This window comes from Bradyrhizobium ottawaense, assembly GCF_002278135.3.
Taxonomy (GTDB): domain Bacteria; phylum Pseudomonadota; class Alphaproteobacteria; order Rhizobiales; family Xanthobacteraceae; genus Bradyrhizobium; species Bradyrhizobium ottawaense.
In genome coordinates this window covers 1,072,983-1,091,482 of the sequence record NZ_CP029425.2, presented here as the reverse complement: position 1 = coordinate 1,091,482, position 18,500 = coordinate 1,072,983, and the positions used below count along the sequence as shown (strand labels likewise).

General features: G+C 59.8%; 16 protein-coding genes and 8 pseudogenes. 11 read left to right on the top strand and 13 right to left on the bottom strand.

Annotated features, from left to right (window positions below):
• Positions 1 to 98: 98 nt before the first annotated feature.
• Both CIT37_RS05225 and CIT37_RS05220 read left to right on the top strand, forming a co-directional pair.
• A complete protein-coding gene (locus CIT37_RS05225) occupies positions 99 to 767 on the top strand; it encodes a nucleotide-binding protein (RefSeq protein ID WP_011090916.1) in 669 nt (222 codons plus the stop codon).
• Positions 730 to 1,767: a hypothetical protein gene (locus CIT37_RS05220; protein ID WP_011090917.1), complete on the top strand. Its 1,038-nt coding sequence runs from the start codon at positions 730 to 732 to the stop codon at positions 1,765 to 1,767. Before CIT37_RS05225 ends, CIT37_RS05220 begins: the two co-directional genes overlap by 38 nt.
• 4 nt (positions 1,768 to 1,771) lie before the next feature.
• Here the strand turns inward: CIT37_RS05220 and istB (CIT37_RS05215) are convergent, their stop codons facing one another.
• The 6 genes and pseudogenes from istB (CIT37_RS05215) to CIT37_RS05190 all read right to left on the bottom strand — a co-directional run bounded on the left by istB (CIT37_RS05215) (position 1,772) and on the right by CIT37_RS05190 (position 6,851).
• The gene (gene istB, locus CIT37_RS05215) at positions 1,772 to 2,635 is read right to left on the bottom strand and encodes an IS21-like element helper ATPase IstB (RefSeq protein WP_011090918.1); all 864 of its coding nucleotides are present in this window, start codon (positions 2,633 to 2,635) and stop codon (positions 1,772 to 1,774) included.
• Positions 2,635 to 4,133, bottom strand: a pseudogene (gene istA / locus CIT37_RS05210) (IS21 family transposase). Before istA (CIT37_RS05210) ends, istB (CIT37_RS05215) begins: the two are co-directional and overlap by 1 nt.
• 299 nt (positions 4,134 to 4,432) lie before the next feature.
• Positions 4,433 to 4,972, bottom strand: coding sequence for a GNAT family N-acetyltransferase (locus tag CIT37_RS05205; RefSeq protein WP_014498653.1), 540 nt, complete (start codon positions 4,970 to 4,972; stop codon positions 4,433 to 4,435).
• A 600-nt stretch (positions 4,973 to 5,572) separates the two neighbouring features.
• Positions 5,573 to 5,812: a hypothetical protein gene (locus CIT37_RS05200; protein ID WP_018269532.1), complete on the bottom strand. Its 240-nt coding sequence runs from the start codon at positions 5,810 to 5,812 to the stop codon at positions 5,573 to 5,575.
• 132 nt (positions 5,813 to 5,944) lie between these two features.
• Positions 5,945 to 6,211, bottom strand: coding sequence for a hypothetical protein (locus tag CIT37_RS05195; protein ID WP_014498652.1), 267 nt, complete (start codon positions 6,209 to 6,211; stop codon positions 5,945 to 5,947).
• Between the two features lie 235 nt (positions 6,212 to 6,446).
• Positions 6,447 to 6,851 (bottom strand): hypothetical protein, encoded by a 405-nt coding sequence (locus tag CIT37_RS05190; RefSeq protein WP_011090921.1) that lies wholly within the window; start codon positions 6,849 to 6,851, stop codon positions 6,447 to 6,449.
• A 172-nt stretch (positions 6,852 to 7,023) separates the two neighbouring features.
• Here CIT37_RS05190 and CIT37_RS05185 point away from each other — a divergent pair.
• Both CIT37_RS05185 and CIT37_RS05180 read left to right on the top strand, forming a co-directional pair.
• Positions 7,024 to 7,233 (top strand): annotated as a pseudogene (locus CIT37_RS05185) (transposase); the annotation flags it as partial.
• Positions 7,231 to 7,479 (top strand): annotated as a pseudogene (locus CIT37_RS05180) (IS701 family transposase); the annotation flags it as partial. The pseudogenes CIT37_RS05185 and CIT37_RS05180, both read left to right, overlap by 3 nt.
• 98 nt (positions 7,480 to 7,577) lie before the next feature.
• Here CIT37_RS05180 and CIT37_RS40300 read toward each other — a convergent pair.
• The 6 genes and pseudogenes from CIT37_RS40300 to CIT37_RS05155 all read right to left on the bottom strand — a co-directional run bounded on the left by CIT37_RS40300 (position 7,578) and on the right by CIT37_RS05155 (position 12,122).
• Positions 7,578 to 8,336 carry a reverse transcriptase domain-containing protein gene (locus CIT37_RS40300; RefSeq protein ID WP_011090923.1) on the bottom strand — a complete coding sequence of 253 codons (759 nt, stop codon included), beginning with the start codon at positions 8,334 to 8,336 and terminating at the stop codon, positions 7,578 to 7,580.
• Positions 8,297 to 8,569 carry an RNA-dependent RNA polymerase family protein gene (locus tag CIT37_RS40295; protein ID WP_014498649.1) on the bottom strand — a complete coding sequence of 91 codons (273 nt, stop codon included), beginning with the start codon at positions 8,567 to 8,569 and terminating at the stop codon, positions 8,297 to 8,299. The genes CIT37_RS40300 and CIT37_RS40295 overlap by 40 nt, the downstream gene beginning before the upstream one ends.
• Before the next feature lie 823 nt (positions 8,570 to 9,392).
• Entirely contained in the window at positions 9,393 to 9,548 is a 156-nt protein-coding gene (locus tag CIT37_RS05170; RefSeq protein WP_018269530.1) for an NAD(P)-binding domain-containing protein, read from the bottom strand.
• Between the two features lie 15 nt (positions 9,549 to 9,563).
• Positions 9,564 to 10,302 (bottom strand): annotated as a pseudogene (locus CIT37_RS05165) (IS6 family transposase).
• Between the two features lie 227 nt (positions 10,303 to 10,529).
• On the bottom strand, positions 10,530 to 11,663 hold the full coding sequence (locus tag CIT37_RS05160; protein WP_011090930.1) for an FAD-dependent oxidoreductase: 1,134 nt from the start codon (positions 11,661 to 11,663) through the stop codon (positions 10,530 to 10,532).
• Between the two features lie 246 nt (positions 11,664 to 11,909).
• Positions 11,910 to 12,122, bottom strand: coding sequence for an aldehyde dehydrogenase family protein (locus CIT37_RS05155; protein WP_014498644.1), 213 nt, complete (start codon positions 12,120 to 12,122; stop codon positions 11,910 to 11,912).
• 108 nt (positions 12,123 to 12,230) lie between these two features.
• Between CIT37_RS05155 and CIT37_RS05150 the strand changes: the two are divergent.
• From CIT37_RS05150 to CIT37_RS05125, 6 genes and pseudogenes are all read left to right on the top strand, one after another.
• Positions 12,231 to 12,976, top strand: a pseudogene (locus CIT37_RS05150) (helix-turn-helix domain-containing protein); the annotation flags it as partial.
• Between the two features lie 84 nt (positions 12,977 to 13,060).
• Positions 13,061 to 13,961 (top strand): annotated as a pseudogene (locus tag CIT37_RS05145) (IS3 family transposase); the annotation flags it as partial.
• A gap of 156 nt (positions 13,962 to 14,117) precedes the next feature.
• Positions 14,118 to 15,659 carry an IS21-like element ISFK1 family transposase gene (gene istA, locus CIT37_RS05140; protein WP_011090936.1) on the top strand — a complete coding sequence of 514 codons (1,542 nt, stop codon included), beginning with the start codon at positions 14,118 to 14,120 and terminating at the stop codon, positions 15,657 to 15,659.
• 18 nt (positions 15,660 to 15,677) lie between these two features.
• Positions 15,678 to 16,439, top strand: a complete 762-nt coding sequence (gene istB, locus CIT37_RS05135) for an IS21-like element ISFK1 family helper ATPase IstB (RefSeq protein ID WP_011090937.1) — start codon at positions 15,678 to 15,680, stop codon at positions 16,437 to 16,439.
• A gap of 104 nt (positions 16,440 to 16,543) precedes the next feature.
• Positions 16,544 to 16,789: pseudogene (locus tag CIT37_RS05130) on the top strand (integrase core domain-containing protein); the annotation flags it as partial.
• A 147-nt stretch (positions 16,790 to 16,936) separates the two neighbouring features.
• A pseudogene (locus tag CIT37_RS05125) lies at positions 16,937 to 17,571 on the top strand (transposase); the annotation flags it as partial.
• On the opposite strand, the gene CIT37_RS05120 reads toward CIT37_RS05125, so the two are convergent.
• Positions 17,480 to 17,806: a hypothetical protein gene (locus CIT37_RS05120; protein ID WP_162130962.1), complete on the bottom strand. Its 327-nt coding sequence runs from the start codon at positions 17,804 to 17,806 to the stop codon at positions 17,480 to 17,482. The pseudogene CIT37_RS05125 and the gene CIT37_RS05120 sit on opposite strands and share 92 nt — an antisense overlap.
• Positions 17,807 to 18,138: 332 nt before the next feature.
• Here CIT37_RS05120 and CIT37_RS05115 point away from each other — a divergent pair, with 332 nt between their 5' ends.
• A complete protein-coding gene (locus tag CIT37_RS05115; RefSeq protein WP_016848551.1) occupies positions 18,139 to 18,468 on the top strand; it encodes a hypothetical protein in 330 nt (109 codons plus the stop codon).
• Positions 18,469 to 18,500 lie beyond the last annotated feature (32 nt).

Here is an 18,500-nt window from a genome sequence, read left to right as displayed (position 1 = left end):
TCCACGTTCGCTCTTGATGCGACCCACCATCGGGAAGGGTAGGCTCGATGTCGACGACTCGTGCGTTTCATGTCGTTGTCGTCCGGGACGCGTAGAAGATGTATGTCCTTGCTCTGGTCACCCAAAAAGGCGGAAGCGGCAAGAGCACGCTGGCGGTCGGAATTGCAGTCGCAGCGTTGGGGAACGGGGAGCGCGTCGCAATTGTCGAGGCGGATCCACAAGGCACGATTTCAAAATGGAAAGAGCGGCGCCGCCATCCCGATCCCCGGGTCGTTCGGGTCGCTGATTCGGCCGAAATAGAACGGGCGCTCGTCAGCCTTGAAGCCGAGGGGATCTGGCTTACGGTTATCGATACCGCCGCCACGAACAATGCACTGGCCATGCGCGCCATCGCGAGGGCCGATCTTTGCCTGATCCCGGTGCGTCCGAGTCCCGCCGACATCGAAGCTGCGATACCGACGCTGATTGCTATTCGTAGGCTCAACCGCCGATTTGCTTTCGTCCTCGCTCAGACGCCACCGCGGGGCTGCCGCGTGAGTGAAGCCGCGACGTCGCTCAATTCGCTCGGGGTGCTCGCGCTTCCCTATGTCGGACAGCGCAATGACCATCAGGACGCGCTTGGGGCAGGATTAGGCGTGACGGAGTTTGCACAAGAGGGAAGAGCCTCGGAGGAAGTTCGTGAGCTGTGGCGCTGGATCTTGAAGAAGCTTGTCGAGGGGTCGTCAGATCATGAACCACACGCAAGAAACGAAAAAGCCGCGTACTAGGCAGACGCGCTGCGCGCGACGCTCGCTCGTGGAGCTTACCGCGGCGGCGAGCCGAGCCGTTGACGATGGCCTGTTTGTGCTGCCCCGCGGGATTGCTGCTTCCAATCTGCGATCGGAGCACTCAGGCCCGAATACGTCTGATCAAACAATTCTTGCAAGGCAAGCGACGGCTCCGAGTCCCGTTGCGGTGCTTGAATCTCGGAATGCGGCGGCGCCGCGCAAGGACGAACTCCTAGATTCCGACACTACCACCGAGATGATGGTGAAGGTTGCCGAAGACTCTCAAGACAGAGCTTCTGAAAACATCAAAGCCAGCCTGAATGCTGCCTTGGACCATGCAAACGGCCTCGTAGAGACGCGGGTGGGAGGCGAAGCGGCGTCGAAAACCGTCGTCGCTTCCGGACTTGAAAGCAATTTTTTGACCGTTCTCAAAGAAGCCGCAACGGGGTTTCGCGCGGATGCGGCCGAATTAATCATGCAGAAGGAACCAGCCGACAGCGCGGGACAGTCGCAACCGCGATATATGCGGCGGCTCACCGACGAGGCGGTCAGATTGCTCGACGATCTTCGGAGCGGCAAGCTGGAGAACCAGGCGAACTTCATCCTGAGCGAGTGCTTCAGGGAAGCCGCCAGCGCGTTCTCTATCATCAATCAGCAGCTCAAGCGCGACGGCTATCCCGCGAGCATTGATCCATCAATCTTCATTTGGCTTGCCAATATCACCGAACCGGAGACGCGTGACACCGGGACCAAGCGACTTGAGATCGTACCCAACCACCGAGGTCGTCCGAGCACGTACACGCGCCAGGTCGCTCAGTTCATCTGGCACCTTGTCGAGGGACAGGGCTGCGGGCGCCAGGCCGCATATCGGGCGGCGCTCACGAAGTTCTCCGTAACCGCGAGTTTCGTCGAGAACGCCTATGCGTTTTGGGAGCCGGTCTTCAAACGGGCGGGACCGCACGTGAGGATGCTGACCCGCATTTCAGATCCAGAAGTGTAAAGTGTCAATCGGCTTGCAAATTTGACCCTTCATCGGCGTCCAATTTTGACCCCTTTCCGCGGCGGGGTTTGCTGGTAGCGCTCGTCTCGTCGGAGCTGGCCGGGATAGCGGAGGCGAGACGAGCGCGGGTGGCGTGATCGTCGTCTCGGCTTTTGAACCGCCAGCTATCGTTGCCGGTCTCGACGATGTCGCAGTGATGGGTCAATCGGTCGAGCAACGCTGTGGTCATTTTGGCGTCGCCGAACACGCTGGGCCATTCGCCGAATGCGAGATTGGTGGTCACGATGACGGAGGCGCGCTCATAGAGCCGGCTGACGAGGTGGAAGAGAAGCTGGCCACCGGACTGGGCGAAGGGCAAATAGCCGAGTTCGTCCAGCACGATGAAGTCCATCCGGGTCAGATGCTCGGCAAGCCGTCCCTGCCGTCCATTGCGGGTCTCGGTCTCGAGGCGGTTGACGAGGTCGACCACGTTGAAGAAGCGGCCGCGGGCACCAGATCGGATGCAGCTTCTTGCGATGGCAATGGCCAGGTGGGTTTTGCCTGTGCCGGTGCCGCCGACCAGCACGACGTTGCGCTGTTGGGCGACGAAGCCGCCGCCAGCAAGATCATTGACGAGCGTCTGATTGATCGGCGTGCCGTCGAACTGGAAGTCGGCAATGTCCTTGGCAAGCGGCAGCTTGGCAATGGTGAGCTGGTATTTGATAGATCTGGCTTGCTTCTCGTTGATCTCGGCGGAGAGTAGATCGCCAACGATGCGCTGGGGTTCATGCTGACGTTTGACGGCAGTTGCCATGATCTCGTCGAAGGCAGCCTTCATGCCATAGAGCTTGAGCTCGCCCATGAGGTCGAAGATTTGAGTTCGTTCCATCAGTTGGTCCTCCGAAGGTTGTCGTAGCGGGCACAATCGGCGATTGGTGCATGACGGAGCGTCAGGGCGGCTGGCGTCATGATGTTGGCCGGCGGGGCTGGCTCACGTTGACGGGCCAGGATGTTGAGCACCACATCGGCGGAATGAACGCTGTGACTGAGCGCTTCGGCACAGGCCGCTTCCACCGCAGGCAGACCGTCAGTCAGCACCGCGTTGAGGATGTCGACCATCTGCCGATTGCCATCGTCGATGCTGGCAAGCTTGCGCCGGATCCGCTCGATCGCGGCCGGCAGCACCCAGTCCTTGAAGGGAGCGCCGTTGCGTAAGGCGCCGGGGTTGCGGGCGAGCACCGGCACATAATGCCAAGGGTCGTAGACGGTATCGCCGCGGCCAAAGGATCGCTGATGCTCGGCAACGATACGTCCATCCTGGCGGATCACGATGCGATCGGCATAGGCTTGAACCTCGACCGGTCGTCCGACTGCACTGGCTGCGACCGAGTACTTGTTGTTGTCGAAGCGCACCAGGCAGGTCTTCGAGACCGACGCCGTCACCGCATGGAAGCCGTCAAATCGCCCTGCATAGGGAACGAGCCTAGGGCGTTCGACTTCGAACACGTCCCAGATCGTCTGATCGACCAGTTCCGGATGGCGATGAGCCTTGGCGTAGGTGATGCATTTGTCGAGCAGCCAGGCGTTTAACTCGTCGAGGTTTTTGAACCGCAGACGCGGCGTGAAGAAGCGTTCCCTGACCAGCCCGACCTGGTTCTCAACCTGCCCCTTCTCCCAGCCAGACGCCGGCGTGCAGGCGACTGGATCGACCAGATAGTGGCTGCACATCTGCAAAAACCGGCGATTGTAAAGACGCCCTTTACCGACGAAGATCGTCTCCACGGCGGTCTTCATGTTGTCGTAGATGCCGCGGGTGCAGGTGCCCTTGAACAGCGCGAACGCTCGGTCGTGGGCGTCGAACACCATCTCCTGCGTCTCTCGCGGATACGCCCGGCAAATAGCATACGGCTGTGGCAGAGCCGGACGTGAGCAACCTTCACGACCACGGTGGTTCCGCTCAACAGCACCACCTCATGGCTCCAGTCGAACTGGTAGGCTTCGCCTGGCGCAAAACTCAGCGGGACATAGGCCGCCGCGGTCGATTGCCCGCGTTCCTTGCTCCACCGCCTGGCGTAACGTCGCACCGCATCGTAGCCGCCGTCATAGCCGCGACCGCGCAGCTCTTCGAAGATCCGGATCAATGTCAGCTGCTCACGAGCCGATTTAGCCGCGTTCGCCGCAAGCAGCCCGTCAAGTTCGACTGCCCATCGTCCGAGCTTTGGCCGCGGCTGCACTTGCCGCTCATACTCGAAGGAGGTCTCTCCCGACCTCAGCACCTTCCGAACCGTGTTCCGTGACACCTTCAGGTCACGGGCGATCTCCTTGATCGTCTTGCCCTTGATGAAGTGCTCGCGCCGAATCCGCGCAATCGTCTCCACGACCAGCATCCTCCACCACCTGCTTTGTTACGAAGCAGGCAGCGCAACAGACCAACCTGTAGGGGGGCAATTTTGGACGCCGATCCCCCGGCTTAGGGGGTCAATATTGCAAGCCGAATGACACCATCGAAGGCAGCTGTGACTTTCTTGGCGTGAACGGCTGGAAACGAGGATGGCAGAATCGTATCATCGGTCATGGCGGGCGTGGTTTAAGGTGATGGGGTGGCTTCGCAACCGAATCCTACGCCGCATCAGCGCTTTACACCACGCTCGCCAGCCCTCAGGCGCACTCTTACGAATAAGACGGGCTAGCGCTCCATCTCGCCCATAAGAATTTCATCTGAGACGTATCGTGGATTGGAAATGACAGTCCGCATTTCCGCATTCTTGCCCTCGTCCGCAAACCGGAATCCCTTCTTGTAGAAAAATGCTGAAGCTCCTTCATCTTGAGAGAGAAGGGATAGCTTGGAAAGGCCCGCGGACTGCCTAGTATGATCGGCGACTTCAATCATAGCCGTCCCGACCCCTTTGTACCTCGACCGGCCGAGATTTTCTATGCTGAGAATTCGCAAACTGTTGCGCCCCGGCGCCACGGTCATCGCTCCCACCTTATTGCGTTCATTGGCATCAGTAAACAAAGAAACACTTTGGGCGTTGCCAATATTGCTACTTACTCTGTGTAGGCGGACTGACACACCTGTCCTCTTGTCAAAAGCGGAAGACGCTGGTCCAGCAGCTAAAGCGGCCGTAAAAGCAGCACCATCTGCGCCAGAAGTGCCGGCCAGCGCATCGCGCTGCTGGTCCACACTTTGCCCGTCGGAGGGCCAGTTGTTGTAATTGGTTCTCATCACAACGAGCTACTATTTGGACGAGCTGACAGAAAGCTGACAAAGCCGACGCATGAGCCGGTCCTTTACGAATAAGACGGGCTAGACTGCCGCTGGGGGTCACTCCGATGGGTGAAGCCAAGCGCAGACTTGAGGAAATGAAGGTGGCACCTTGTCGTTGTCGATCGGGGCGACAATCGGCTTCCTGCTGTTTTGATGGTGTTCGATGGCACAAGCCGGCTTCAGGGCTTGACCTTCGATCCGGCTCGCCCAGTACGACACTTGAACGCTGTTACATGCAGGAGCTGGGAAATTGCGAAGCGCCAATCTCCGGCGAGCATCTGATCAGCGAGGCTGTGATCGAAATACTTCGCGGGGACGGTAATTTCACGGCCTCTGGACTGCCTTGGCTCGAAGCAGGCGAAACAAAGGCGCTGGCTCCAAAGAATCTCACCGCGAACTGCCTTTGTAGACGACACAACAGCGCGCTGTCGCCGTTGGATGCCGCTGCCAAGATATTCTTTGCCGGCCTCAGGGACTGCTTGGAATCGAGCGAAGCCGTCTTGCCGTACTTGCTGTCCGGTCATGATGTCGAACGCTGGCTGCTGAAGACGCTCAAAGCTAACGAAACGGCCGCAGCCCATATCGGCGGCAAAGCGCCAGAAAAAGGTGCCGAGACCACTGGTCGGGAAGTGAGAATTGCTGTTCGATTGGTGGATCGTGGCGAGCGAGTTCCTCGACCCGGGCCCGCACCCGCTGCAGCGCGGCTTCCGCCGCATGGCGCTCACCAGCAGTTCCGGCCCCCACGAACAACGCCTCGATCTTCCGAAGCTTCTCGCGCAGCTGCGACTCGCTGTTCATTCTGATCCCGTTGCCCGCTCCGAACCGGGATCACCCCATCACCGCGCCCCGGCGGCGTCAATCATCCCGACCGCGCTATCCAGAGCATTCCGCGCAAGTCAAGCCCGGGAACCGGTGATCCTGTCGTGACGCTCACGTACAAGCTGCGTTTGATGTAGGGCAGAAGCGACTGCCTTGGTCGTGAACGCGTCCGACCGGAATTTTCGCAACGATTTCGACAAGAGCTGGTCGATCGACGTTGCAAACAGCGAGCTTGAGTGAGCGCGCGGCCTTTTTGGCCGCCGCCGCCTGGCGCTCCGGAAACCGGCCGGCCTTCGGCTTGCCGGTCGCGTCGATCCCGTAAACGATGATTGCCGAGGCGGAGAGTGTCTTTTGGTTCGTGAGATTGGGCTTGGCCATTTTGCCCTCCTGAAAAGCCGAAGGGGCCCGATTTGGGCCCCTTTCTGAAACGGCGTTGTCGCTGGTCCTGCGGGATGCTCCCGGCAATGGCGGTCTTGTCATTGGACGACTCCTTTGCTGAAGACGAGAAGAGCGTTCAAACAATCTCGTCGTAAGTATAATAAAGCATATCATCCAAAAGCGCAATGATTGCAATAATTTAGCTGCAGAAAAATTGCGCTTAAATAGAAGATAATTACTGTAATTTCCGCGCTTTTTTGGCACAATTACTGTAAACAATACACGACGAAAGATCGCATGACTTGCGATCATCAATATTGTTGCCGTTGCAGACGTTCAAACCGTCAGCAGCGCAGTAACGCCAAAGAGCGTGCTGAACAAAGCGCGGAAAATCCGCCGGAAAATTACGATCAAACTGGCGCGCGTCGATCTGTGCCGAGACGCGCCGCAAGACCTCGGCGCAGCCGCCGTCTGCATAGCAACGGGGACCGTACGGATGAACCATGCCAAGTTGCTCCAAAATCCCGGTTCGGACCAGAAAGTTGTGAACCAGCCGATCCACGACGATCATGGCAATGCCAACTGCATACCAATCAGGACGGGCCTCGCGATCCGCCATCAAAACGGATGAAAGCGTCATCGTCAGAACCTTGTCCGAAACCCCAAAAACATGACGGGTCGGACCGACTAACCTGTCTTATTCGTAAGAGGCGCCCGAGAGGCTGGCGAGCGTGGTGTAAAGCGCTCATACGGCGTAGGATTCGGTTGTGAAGCCAACCCCATCACCTCCAACCGCGAACGCCACGCCCGCCATGACCGACGATACGATTCCGCCCTTCTCGTTTCCAGCCATTCACGCCAAGAAAGTCACAGCTGCCTTCGATGGTGGGCGCCTAACCTCGAACGGGGGCGTGATGCTTCTGGCGATGGCCGAGCGGCGTCTCGGCTTGGCCGACAATCTGGCCCGGGTGTTCCCGGATCGGCGCGATCCGACGCGGGTCGTGCACAGCCTTGTCGATATGAAGGAGGAGCTTGGACTTGATCACTTCGAAGGGCGATCATGGCAAGGTCTTCATCGCCACGCCCTTATGACAATGATTGCCTACGCCTTCCTGCAACATCGTCGCCTCGCATACGCGGGGCGGAAAAAAAAGAATCAACGGGCCTCCGCCTCAACCAACCATGCCCGCCGCACGCCATGCCATCGTCGATCTCATCCTTCGGCCGCCGCCTCAGCAATGCCCATATTGCCGAAAGCAAATCCTTGAAAAGCAGTGGCGCAAACGCATTCTGTTCGCGGTAGGGACACCCATCACTGGGCGCCCCCCGCGCAGATCCCGGCGAGCCCAATTAAGGCACCGGGCTCCTACCTCGGGTGTTTGACGGCGAAGCGCAGCTTCGGCCATGGATGAAGGATGCGAGCCTTGGGGAGCCAGTCATCGGTGATCTGCGTTATGCGATCCCAGGTCAGACAGGTCCGCTGACTGCGCCGCCGAAGCGTCCGCCTCCAGAGATCGGTCAGATAGAACCGAAACGCATTGAGCGCTCGGCCATTCGTCGGGACAGCAAAGTACGCAAAGTGGCCGGTCAAGACCTGCCTCAGCCATTTCCCTTGTGCAGGGATCGGCCAGTGCATTCGGCGCCTTAGCTCCTCCTTGATTTCGCGGAGTTTGGTTCGCAAGCGGTCGCTACGGGTCTTCCGTTGAAGCTGGAAGCGCCCTTGGCGTGATTTGCCGCAGATAAACGTGAACCCCATGAACGCAAAGGTTTCCGGCTTTCCGAGTCCGCGCTGCTTGCGTTGAGCCGCCGCATGGCGACCAAACTCAATCAGGCGGGTCTTGGCCGGATGGAGCGTCAGCTCGAACTCCTCCAGTCTCGCGCGCATCGCGTCAAGGAAACGACGTGCGTCATCCTCGCGCTCAAAGCCGACTACTACATCGTCCGCGTAACGCACGATGATCATGCCGCCGGAGACCTCGCGCTGTCGCCGGCGTTTGGCCCACAGGTCGAGAGCGTAGTGCAGGTAGATGTTGCCGAGAAGCGGTGAAATCACCGAACCTTGACCCGTTCCCCTGTCATCAGCGGCTACGACGCTGTCTTCGAGAACACCCCCGCCTTCAGCCATTTCTGAATGAGGCGGATGATGCGCTTGTCGCCGATCCTATGTTCCAAGAAGCGAACCAGCCAAGGTTGACTGACTGCGCCAAAGAAGTTTTGGATGTCGGCGTCAATGATCCAGTTCACGTTCCGCGTCTCGATCGCTGTGCAGAGCGCGTCCAACGCATCATGTGGTCCTCTGCCGGGCCGAAACCCGTAGGAAAAGCCACAGAAGTCTCCTTCGTAGATGGCGTTGAGCACGATGACGGTTGGCGCCCTGGACGATTTTGTCTTCGAGAGCCGCGATCGCTAACGGGCGCTGCTTGCCGTCTGCCTTTGGTATGTACGTCCGGCGAGACGGTTGCGGGCGATACGCTCCTCGTTGGACCCGTTTGTGCAGATCGGCGAGCCGGGGCTCGAGATCTTCCTCGTAGTCCTCCCACGTCATGCCATCCACTCCGGGAGCAGCCTTACGCCTGAGCGCAAAGAACGCCGCCCGCAGTGTATCGACATTGATGTGGTGAAAGAGCGCGGTGAACCGGTCCTTCTTCCTCAGCCTTGCGGCTGTCCGTACGCGGTCCAGCGACTGGGTCATGCGAGCCCGGCCCTGTGTCCGGTGCATGCGCTGCTGTTCCGCGTTTCCCTTGGTCCCCGGCCTTGGCTCCGCCCACTCCGCCGCCAGTAATCCGGCTTTGTTCGTTGGCTTCTCAGCTACTATGCCAGAGTCAGACTTCTCCGTGTCGTGCATCAGCGGCTACAGCTCCTCGCCTTCCCGCTGCGGACCATCTCCTCCGAGAAGGAAGATGGCCGACCCGGAGATATCCCGGTTCCCGTACAAGGAGCTTCCATACATGCCAGGGTCTACGACCACGCCGGGTTGGACGGGTGCTCGCGTTTGCGCACTCGCCCATATTGCCTTCCGCTCTTTGGACAGCGTCGGCTCCCGAGATAACACTGTTTCGCGGCTCAATGGCTGGCCTGCATGCTCCCCTACCGACGCTTCGCCGACACCCTCGCGGACGCCTGCGCACGGCTCGGGGCCGATGTGGTTCGCTACACCTTCATCGCAATGGACTTCCACCATCTATTCCTTGCCGGTCTCCCGGCGCACCCAAAGTAGTGATAGGGCTTCAATATCGCTGCGCGTGCGATTGTAGACGATGAGATGATGGCTAGCCTTTAGCAGGTTCCGCGCCATTGGCGCACCCATGTGGCCAAGCCCGATGAAGCCGAGGTCCATCGCAGGCATCGTCAACTAATCGATCGCCGAGCTGAAGGAGGCGAGTCTCAGAGGTCGAGAGTCGGCGATAGCGCTTGTCCTGGAGATCTCGCGCCAAGTCGCAAAGGCTCGTTCGCGCGAAGCTCGACGGAAGTCGGCCGTGACGGCTCCGGGATAGGGGATGTGGAAAAGGTTCGCGACCTGATCGTGAACTGACAGAAACCGTTGAGCCTGATGGGGACGATTTTAAACGCTTCATGATCCGCTCGCGTCGCCGCGTCGGCTGATGAGAATTCTCGGCCCGATTGTTGAGAGCTTTGTGCTGGCGATGTTCGACGTGAAAGCCCATCTTCGCCCTCGCAGCGCCGTACGAACGCAGCTTATCCGTGATCATCACGCGCGGCGGCGTGCCGGCGGATTTCAAGAGCTTCTTCATGAGCCGCTGGGCAGCGCGCGAGTCTCTCTTCGGCGCTGGATCAAGACGTCGAGAACGAAGCCATTCTGGTCGACAGCGCGCCAGAGCCAATGTTGTTCGCCCGCGATCGAGATAACGACCTCGTCCAGATGCCATTTGTCACCGCGGGTGGGAGCGCGCTCGACGGATCCGATCGGAGAACAGCTTGCCGAATTTCCGTCCCCCCTGGCGCACGGTTTCATAGGTCATGCCAATGCCACGCGCCGCCAGCATTTCCTTGACCAAGCGCAAGCTTAAGGGAAACCGGAAATACAACCACCGTTCATGATGAAGGATTTCGCACAAAACCCGAATGCGCAAGTGGCAGGACTGGCGATAGCAGGACCACTCCGAACACCGTCATCCATGGGCGGAGGTCAAAATCCATCCCTGCAACGAACCTGCTTGTCTTGTCATGCATTTCCCCTGTCGTGACATGCTTGTTGTCGGCCAAAATGCTACAGAGTTTACCTTCAGTCCACGGATGTGGCCGATCCACCGCGGTAGCGACGTCCGTCAAATTCCCATGTGACTTCGCCTGCTTCTAATCAGACGGGCGCAGCCAGAAACGCGTAGCCTTCACGAAGAAGGCCCATCGAATAGTCGCGGCCATGCTCCGGTTTGCGCTCTTCCCGGCAAATGGCGTATGCAATGTCGTATACGCGCCCGACTCTTTCTTCGCGGCGTCGGCAATAGGTCTTGAGCGCAGTCTCCAGATCGTCGTTGCGATTCAGTTCCTGGGCCAGAACCAGCGCATCCTCGATCGCCATTCCGCCGCCGGATGTCATTTGCGGCATCAACGAATGGGCAGCATCGCCGAGCAGCACGACACGGCCACGGTGCCAGGGGGCTGGCATCATCAAGACATCAAATGGGCGGTAGCTTATGTGCTTGTCTTCGCCGATCACCTTGGCAGCCGCGACCAGTTCGGGCGCCGTAAAGGGGGCGAGCAGGTTACGGAGATAGTCGCACACCCGATCTTGCGGAATACGAAGCTTTTCGTCCGTGCTTTCCAGGAAGAATAGATAGCACAATTCCTTCGATAGCGGCAGCGCGCCAACTACGCGGCCCGTCGGAAGGCGGTACAGGACGAAGCCATTCATCGCCTCGGTGCGAGAAACCGTATAACGCCATACCCCTTGGCCGGCGTAGTGCGGCTTGAACTCGTCGCCGAAGATGCTCTGGCGGATCTTGGAATAGACTCCATCCGCAGCGATCAGCAGATCGGCGCGATCTGTCTCGCCGTTCGATAGCTGAACCGTCACCCCTCGATCGTCCTGATCAATACGGGTGATCGTTGTGTTGAAATCGATTTTCGCGCCGCTCTTCGTCGCAAAGTCTTCCAGAATCTGTCCCAGACGTGGCCGCATGAGTCCCAGTGCGGCTGGACGATCAGCGTCCCAAATTCTTGGTGAGGACTGTTCGCTCAGAATCGTTCCCGCGCCATCGCGTACCGACACGGTATCCCAACCAAGGCCGCCTTCGAGGCAGGCATCCACCAATCCCAATTCGGCAAGTGCCCGCAAGGCATTCCCCAGCAGCGTGATACCGGTGCCGATCCGGTCACGCTTATCTCCCATCTCAATGACTCTGGTAGATACGCCTATCCGCTGAAGCGCATGGGCGACCGTCAAGCCGCCAATCCCGCCACCTACGATGAAAACCTTCTTCACCGCGCCCATTTCTCCTCCTCCACTTGTTGGTATCTTTTTTATTTCTTGGCGATCACCCCCCGGGGGCCGCCGCGTTCTATGAAAAGCATTGTATTCTGTAACCTACCAATCCTGCTCTCGCCGAGCACCACCAAGCGCAACACCGATCCCGCTTACATCCATTTCAATGACGTCGTCGGGCTCGATCCGCTCGTCCAAAGATCGGCACACGACTACCCATCGCGCGCTAGAGCGAGACCGCAATGTACTTTGGTTTCAAGGTATTCCTTGATGCCTTCGGTTCGAGCCTTCACGACCGAGGCCGCTTGCCTTGCTGCCACCGAAGGGCGCCGCCCGATCGGACGCAAGTCCTCTGTTCAGCGCGACCATGCCGCTCTGCATTTGCCCGGAAAGGCGCAAACCACGCTTCAGGTCCTCGGTGTAGACGTAGGAAATCGGCCCAAATTCGGTGTCGTTGGCCAACTTCACGGCGCGCGCCTCATCGTCGAAGGGTGTTCGCCGTCAGGACCTGTGAGACAAATTGAAGGATTTTGCGGAGGGAGGATTTCTGGTTCATCGTAGCCACCAGGAGCGAAGATGAAGCAGAAATCCGTACCGGGCAAAGTGCCGCAGAACAAGTTCTAAAAGACATTCTGCGACAAACCCGCCGGCATTATTCGTCGGAGGAGAAGATCCGCATTGTGCTGGAAGGATTGCGCGGCGAGGAAAATATCTCCGAGCTCTGTCGCCGCGAGGGCATTGCCGCCTCGATGTATTACGGCTGGTCCAAGGAGTTCCTCGAGGCCGGCAAGCGCCGCCTGGCGGGCGACACGGCACGAGCTGCGACCTCCGGCGAGGTGAAGGATCTCCGCCGGGAGACTGTTGCCCTGAAGGAGGCCGTAGCCGATCTGACCCTGGAGAACCGTCTGCTCAAAAATAGCATGAACGGGCTCTATAGGTGAATGCTCCGCATTCACCTGTCGGGTGAGAGAGGGGGAGGACGAGGCATGAGGTATCCCGCCTCTGAGAAGGCCGAGATCATCCAGCAGGTCGAGCAATCGCATCTTCCCGCCAAGCGCACGCTGGACAAGCTCGGTATCCCGCGCGCCACATTCTATCGCTGGTATGATCGCTACCGCGAGGGAGGCGTTGAAGCGCTGGCCGATCACCGGTCTCGACCAGACCGGGTCTGGAATCGCATCCCCGACGATGTGCGGGGTCAGATCATCGACCTGGCGTTGGAGTTGCCTGAGCTGTCGCCACGCGAGCTGGCCGTGCGGTTCACCGACGAACGAAAGTACTTTGTATCCGAGGCCTCGGTCTACCGGCTGCTGAAGGCAGAGCTGGCCCCGCAAATTCGGACAGTAGCTTGAGTGGATTTTCTGCCTGACAGCGGCGAGGATTCTTGCTGCGAATCAGGAGCGAAGATGACGAAGAAGAGCCGCCGGACGCATTCTCCGGCATTCAAGGCGAAGGTTGCTTTGGCTGCGGTCAAAGGCGACAAGACACTGGCGGAGCTGGCGCAACTGTTTGATGTTCATCCGAACCAGATCACGATCTGGAAAAACCAGCTCCTGGAAGGCGCCGCCGGCGTGTTTGGGCATGACAAGACATCGGCCGAGACGCCGGTCGATTTGAAGGCGTTACATGCCAAGATCGGCGAGCTGGCGTTGGAAAACGATTTTTTGTCCGGCGCGCTCACCAAGGCGGGCCTGCTGAGCGCAAAGCGATGATCGACCGCGGTCATGATCTTTCTATCGTGCGCCAGGCGAAGGTCCTGAAGCTGGCTCGCAGCACGGTCTACTATGAACCTCGGCCAGTTTCGGCCGAGGACCTTGCCTTGATGCGTCGGCTCGATGAGCTGCATCTCGATTATCCCTTCGCGGGAGCGCGTATGCTGCGATCGTTGCTGCGGCGGGAGGGCGTATACGCCGGTCGCCGCCACATCGCGACGCTGATGAAGCGCATGCGGATCGAGGCGGTCTATCGTCGCCCGAACACGAGCAAGCCGGCTCCGGGTCACAAGATCTACCCGTACCTGTTGCGCGGATTGAAGATCGAGCGGCCCGACCATGCGTGGGCAATGGACATCACCTACATTCCGATGCGGGTGGCTTCGTCTATCTCGCGGCGGTCGTCGATGTGTTCAGCCGACGGGTCCTGGCCCATCGCGTCTCGATCACAATGGAGGCGGCCTTCTGCGTCGAAGCGGTCCAGGAGGCGCTGGCGAAGCACGGCAGGCCCGAGATTTTCAACACGGATCAGGGCAGCCAGTTCACCAGCCTCGAGTTCACCGATGTGCTGCTGGACGTGCGCGTTTCGCGGGATCGTGAGCGCGGATTTCAGGGGATCGTGAGCAGAGATTTCAGACGATCGTGAGCAACGATTTCGCGGGATCGTGAGCAAGGCTTTCGGAGCCTTGCAGCGCTTCGGCCGACAACTCAACCGGCTTAGGGATGACCTCGTGGTTAACGAGGAAGCCCAATGCCTACCCAGAGATTGTCGATGCGCCGGATCAAGGAAGTCCTTCGGTTAGAACATTTTCAAGGCCTGCCAGAGCGGGCCATCGCGCGGAGCGTGGGCGTCAGCAACGGCGTTGTGCACAGCTACCTGAGCCGCGCCCGCTCTGCTGGGTTGAGCTGGCCGCTTCCGGAGGGAATGACCGATGAAGACCTGGAGCTTTTGCTTTTCCCAGCCCCACGACCAGCGTCTCAGAGCCCGCAGCGGCCGGTGCCCGACTGGAGCTACATCGATAAGGAGCTCCGCCGGCGCAACGTAACCCGTCGCCTGCTCTGGGAGGAGTATCGCGCCGTTAATCCCGACGGTTTCGGGTACACGTGGTTCTGCACTACCTACGAGGCCTGGAAGGGGCGGGTCCGACCTTCGATGCGGCAGATTCATCTGGGCGGCGAGAAGGTGTTCGTGGATTTCGCCGGCGACACCATCGACATCGTCGATCCCCTGACCGGGGAAGTGCAGCCGATGAAGCTGTTCGTCGCGGCGATGGGCGCTTCGAACTACACCTACGCCGAGGCCTGCCCCAGCGAGAGCTTGGCCGACTGGATCCGGGCCCACGTCAACTTGTTCACGTTTTTGAGCGGTGCGCCGACGTTCGTGGTCTGCGACAACCTCAAAGCCGCCGTCAGCAACCCCGACCGCTACGATCCCGGCCTCAATCGCACTTATGCCGAGATGGCGAGCCATTACGGCACGGCCATTCTCGCCGCACGGCCGCGGCGCCCAAAAGACAAGGCGAAGGTCGAGGTCGCGGTGCAAATCGCCCAGCGCTGGATTCTGGCCCGGCTGCGCAATCAGCGCTTCTTTTCCCGGGCCGAGCTCAACGCCGCCATCAAGACACTCGTCGACGAACTCAATGCTCGTCAAATGCGTGGCTTCGGCTCAAGCCGCGCCGAACTGTTTGCCGAACTCGACAAACCCAAGCTAACCCCGCTGCCAGATCAGCCTTATGCCTTCGCACGCTGGAAGCGCTGCCGCCTCGCTCCCGATTATCATGTCGAGGTCGACGGCCATTGGTACTCCGCGCCGTATCGTCTGATTGGCGAGCTGGTCGATGCCCGTATCGACGATCGGACGGTCGAGATCTTCCACAAGGGCCAGCGGATCGCCAGCCATGCCCGCGCGCCCAACCGACGCGGACACACCACCATCGCCGACCACATGCCCAGCGCCCATCGCCGCTACGGCGAATGGACCCCCGCCGCGGTGATCGCCGCCGGCGAGCGGATCGGTCCTTCGACAGCAGCGTTTTTCCAGGCCGTGATCGACGCCCGGCCCCATCCAGAACAAGGCTTTCGAACCTGCCTTGGCATTCTGGCGCTCGTCAAAAGCTACGGCGCCGAACGCCTCGACGCAGCCTGCCGGAGGGGCATCCTCATCAAGGCGCGCTCCGTCGCCTCGATTAGATCGATCCTCCAGAACGGCCTCGATCGCACGTTCTTCGACGAATCTTTCGAGCACCAGCCCCTGCGCCACGGCAACATCCGCGGACGCGACTACTTCCACTGAAGCAAGGAGAGACCCGGCATGCTTAACCACCCAACCCACGAACGGCTGATCGAGCTTGGCCTGACCGGAATGGCCAAGGCCTTCGAGGAGCAGCGCCGATCGCCCGATCTCGAAGCCCTGCCGTTCGAAGATCGCATCGGCCTGTTGGTCGACCGCGAAGCCGCCGAACGCGACACCAGGCGGCTCACCACGCGCCTCAAGATCGCCGCACTGCGCCAGACTGCTTGCGTCGAGGACGTCGATCTGCGCACCCCGCGGGGCATCGACCGCGCCGTTTTCGCCAAACTCGTCGAAGGTCGCTGGATCGATCGCCACGAGAATTTGCTCGTCACCGGGGCAACCGGCCTGGGCAAAAGTTGGTTAGCCTGCGCGCTCGGCCACAAGGCCTGCCGCGACAACCGATCAGTCCTCTATCATCGCGTTCCAAGGCTGTTCGAGGCGCTCGCGCTCGCGCGCGGAGACGGACGTTACGCCCGGCTCCTCAAAAGCCTCGGCCGCGCTCAGCTTCTGATTTTGGATGATTGGGGACTATCGGTGCTCACCGCCGCGGAACGCCGCGATCTGCTCGAAATCCTCGAGGACCGACATGGCCGCGCATCCACCATCGTCACAAGTCAGCTCCCCGTGGACACCTGGCATGGAGCCATTGGGGACCCCACGGTCGCCGACGCCATTCTCGATCGCCTCGTCCACAACGCCCACCGCCTCCAGCTCACCGGAGAAAGCATGCGAAAACGCAGCGCCAAAACCATCACCCTTGACGGCCAACCAGAACACTGACTCTATCTCCCATCGGCCGTAGCGGGCTGCTCACGATCGTCTGAATTCAGTGCTCACGATCGCGCGAAATCGATGCTCACGATCCGTGAAATCCGCAGCTGGACGCGAAGATCGCCATCAGCATGGACGGCAAGGGCGCCTGGCGCGACAACGTGTTTGTCGAGCGGCTCTGGCGCACGGTCAAATACGAAGAAGTTTATCTCCGCGCCTACGACAGCGTGTCCGAGGCGCTAGCGTCAATTGCCAAGTATCTGGCCTTCTACAATCAGGGACGCCCTCACTCGAGCCTTGACGGGCGCACGCCCGACGAGGCTTACTTCGGCACGCAAGCTATGGTGATGGCCGCATGACCGTCGCCGACGGTTTTGTCGTCGCTCTGGTCGGGCTACGCCCTCCCGACGCAACGACAAAACCGTAAAGCCTCGCGTTCAGCATAACCCGGCAGGAATCCACTTAAATCCAGCGGGGCGCTGTCCAAACAACCGGGGCCAGCTCTGGCGCATGACCTCATCACCAGCCCGGCCTATGTGGTGATCAAGGCCGCGAACGAGTTCAAGGACAAGACGACGGCCGTCAGTCAGCTCTGGCAGACCGACTTCACCTACCTCAAGATCACCGGATGGGGGTGGTACTATCTCTCGACCGTGCTTGACGACTTCTCGCGCTACATCGTGGCCTGGAGGCTTGGTCCCACCATGTGCGCTTCCGACGTCACAGCCACCCTCGACCAGGCACTCGCTGTATCCGGCCTTGACCACATCGCCGTCGCGCACCGGCCAAGGCTTCTCAGCGACAATGGTTCGAGTTACGTGGCGGACGATCTGGCCAAGTGGCTCGACCAGAAGGGCATGCAGCATGTGCGCGGCGCTCCGTACCATGACCCAGGGAAAGATCGAGCGGAAAGATCGAGCGCTGGCATCAGACGCTGAAGAACCGCATCCTGCTCGACAACTACTACCTGCCCGGTGATCTCGAACGTCAGGTACGGGCCTTCGTCGAACACTACAATCACGTCCGTTATCATGAGAGCATCGACAACCTCACAGCAGCCGATGCCTACTTCGGCAGGGCCGAGGCGATCCTCGCAGAACGAAAACGCATCCGAGGGAAACGATCCATTTTTCCATCATGACCGTGATCCCAAGCTCTTTTTCCGTCTCTATCCTTGCTGCGTTGAGTGCTGCGACCGCTTGCGTTTGGTCGACAAACGAACCCTCCAAGGTGGTGTTCGGAAGAGTAAATAGAGTGTCGTCATGGTCCAGAATCCAGGGAAACCAGCCGTACTCGATCGCATTTGTAAGAAAGTGTTCGTGCGGGTCTGGCCTAGCCTCTTTTAGATCGTACGAGGCAATAAATGTGGGCATCATGGTTGCTCCACTCTGCGGCGCACACGCGGACTTGGAGGCACGCGGACATGACTCGACGCCGTGGAGAGTGAAAACCCGCCGCTGTTCCTGCCGCGCCCACGCTGCCAGTGAAGTTGGCGGCGGTGACTCGGCGCTCACGGCTCCGGAAGCGCTGTCCCCACCACGCGCTGCAAACTTCGGTGGCCAGCCTTCGCCCTTGGATTAGCGAGACCGACCACCTCCCCGAGAGGCTCAATTCCAAGGGCGCTACCAGACAGTATCGCTGAGAACGACTGGAAGCACCTACCAAGATTGGTTGGTGCCGATCTGATGTGGCCTGGGGCAAATGCGCCATGGCGACTGAATTAGATACGATTTTTGATGTGATTGAGCGTCACCGCGAGCTTTCCGCGCAGCACGCCGCCGCGGCATCGGTATCCTCGAAACTTGTCGCAGGTCCCGAGTTTGATGCCGCCGACGCGATCAGCGAGGAAAGAGGGTTGGCTCTCGAGGAGTATGCAGACGTGCTCATCCACTCCAAGCCTACTACGCTTGCGGGCGTAATCGCCCTGAGCCGCTACGTAGCCAGCCTACCGGCTTGGCTGCTGTCTGATGAAAATGATTGGCACCAATCGTTTCTGAGGACGCTGGCGGACGCGGTGGATGAGATCGGTGTGAGGTAGCGCCACCTCTGGAATTGAACCGGCCGGTGCGC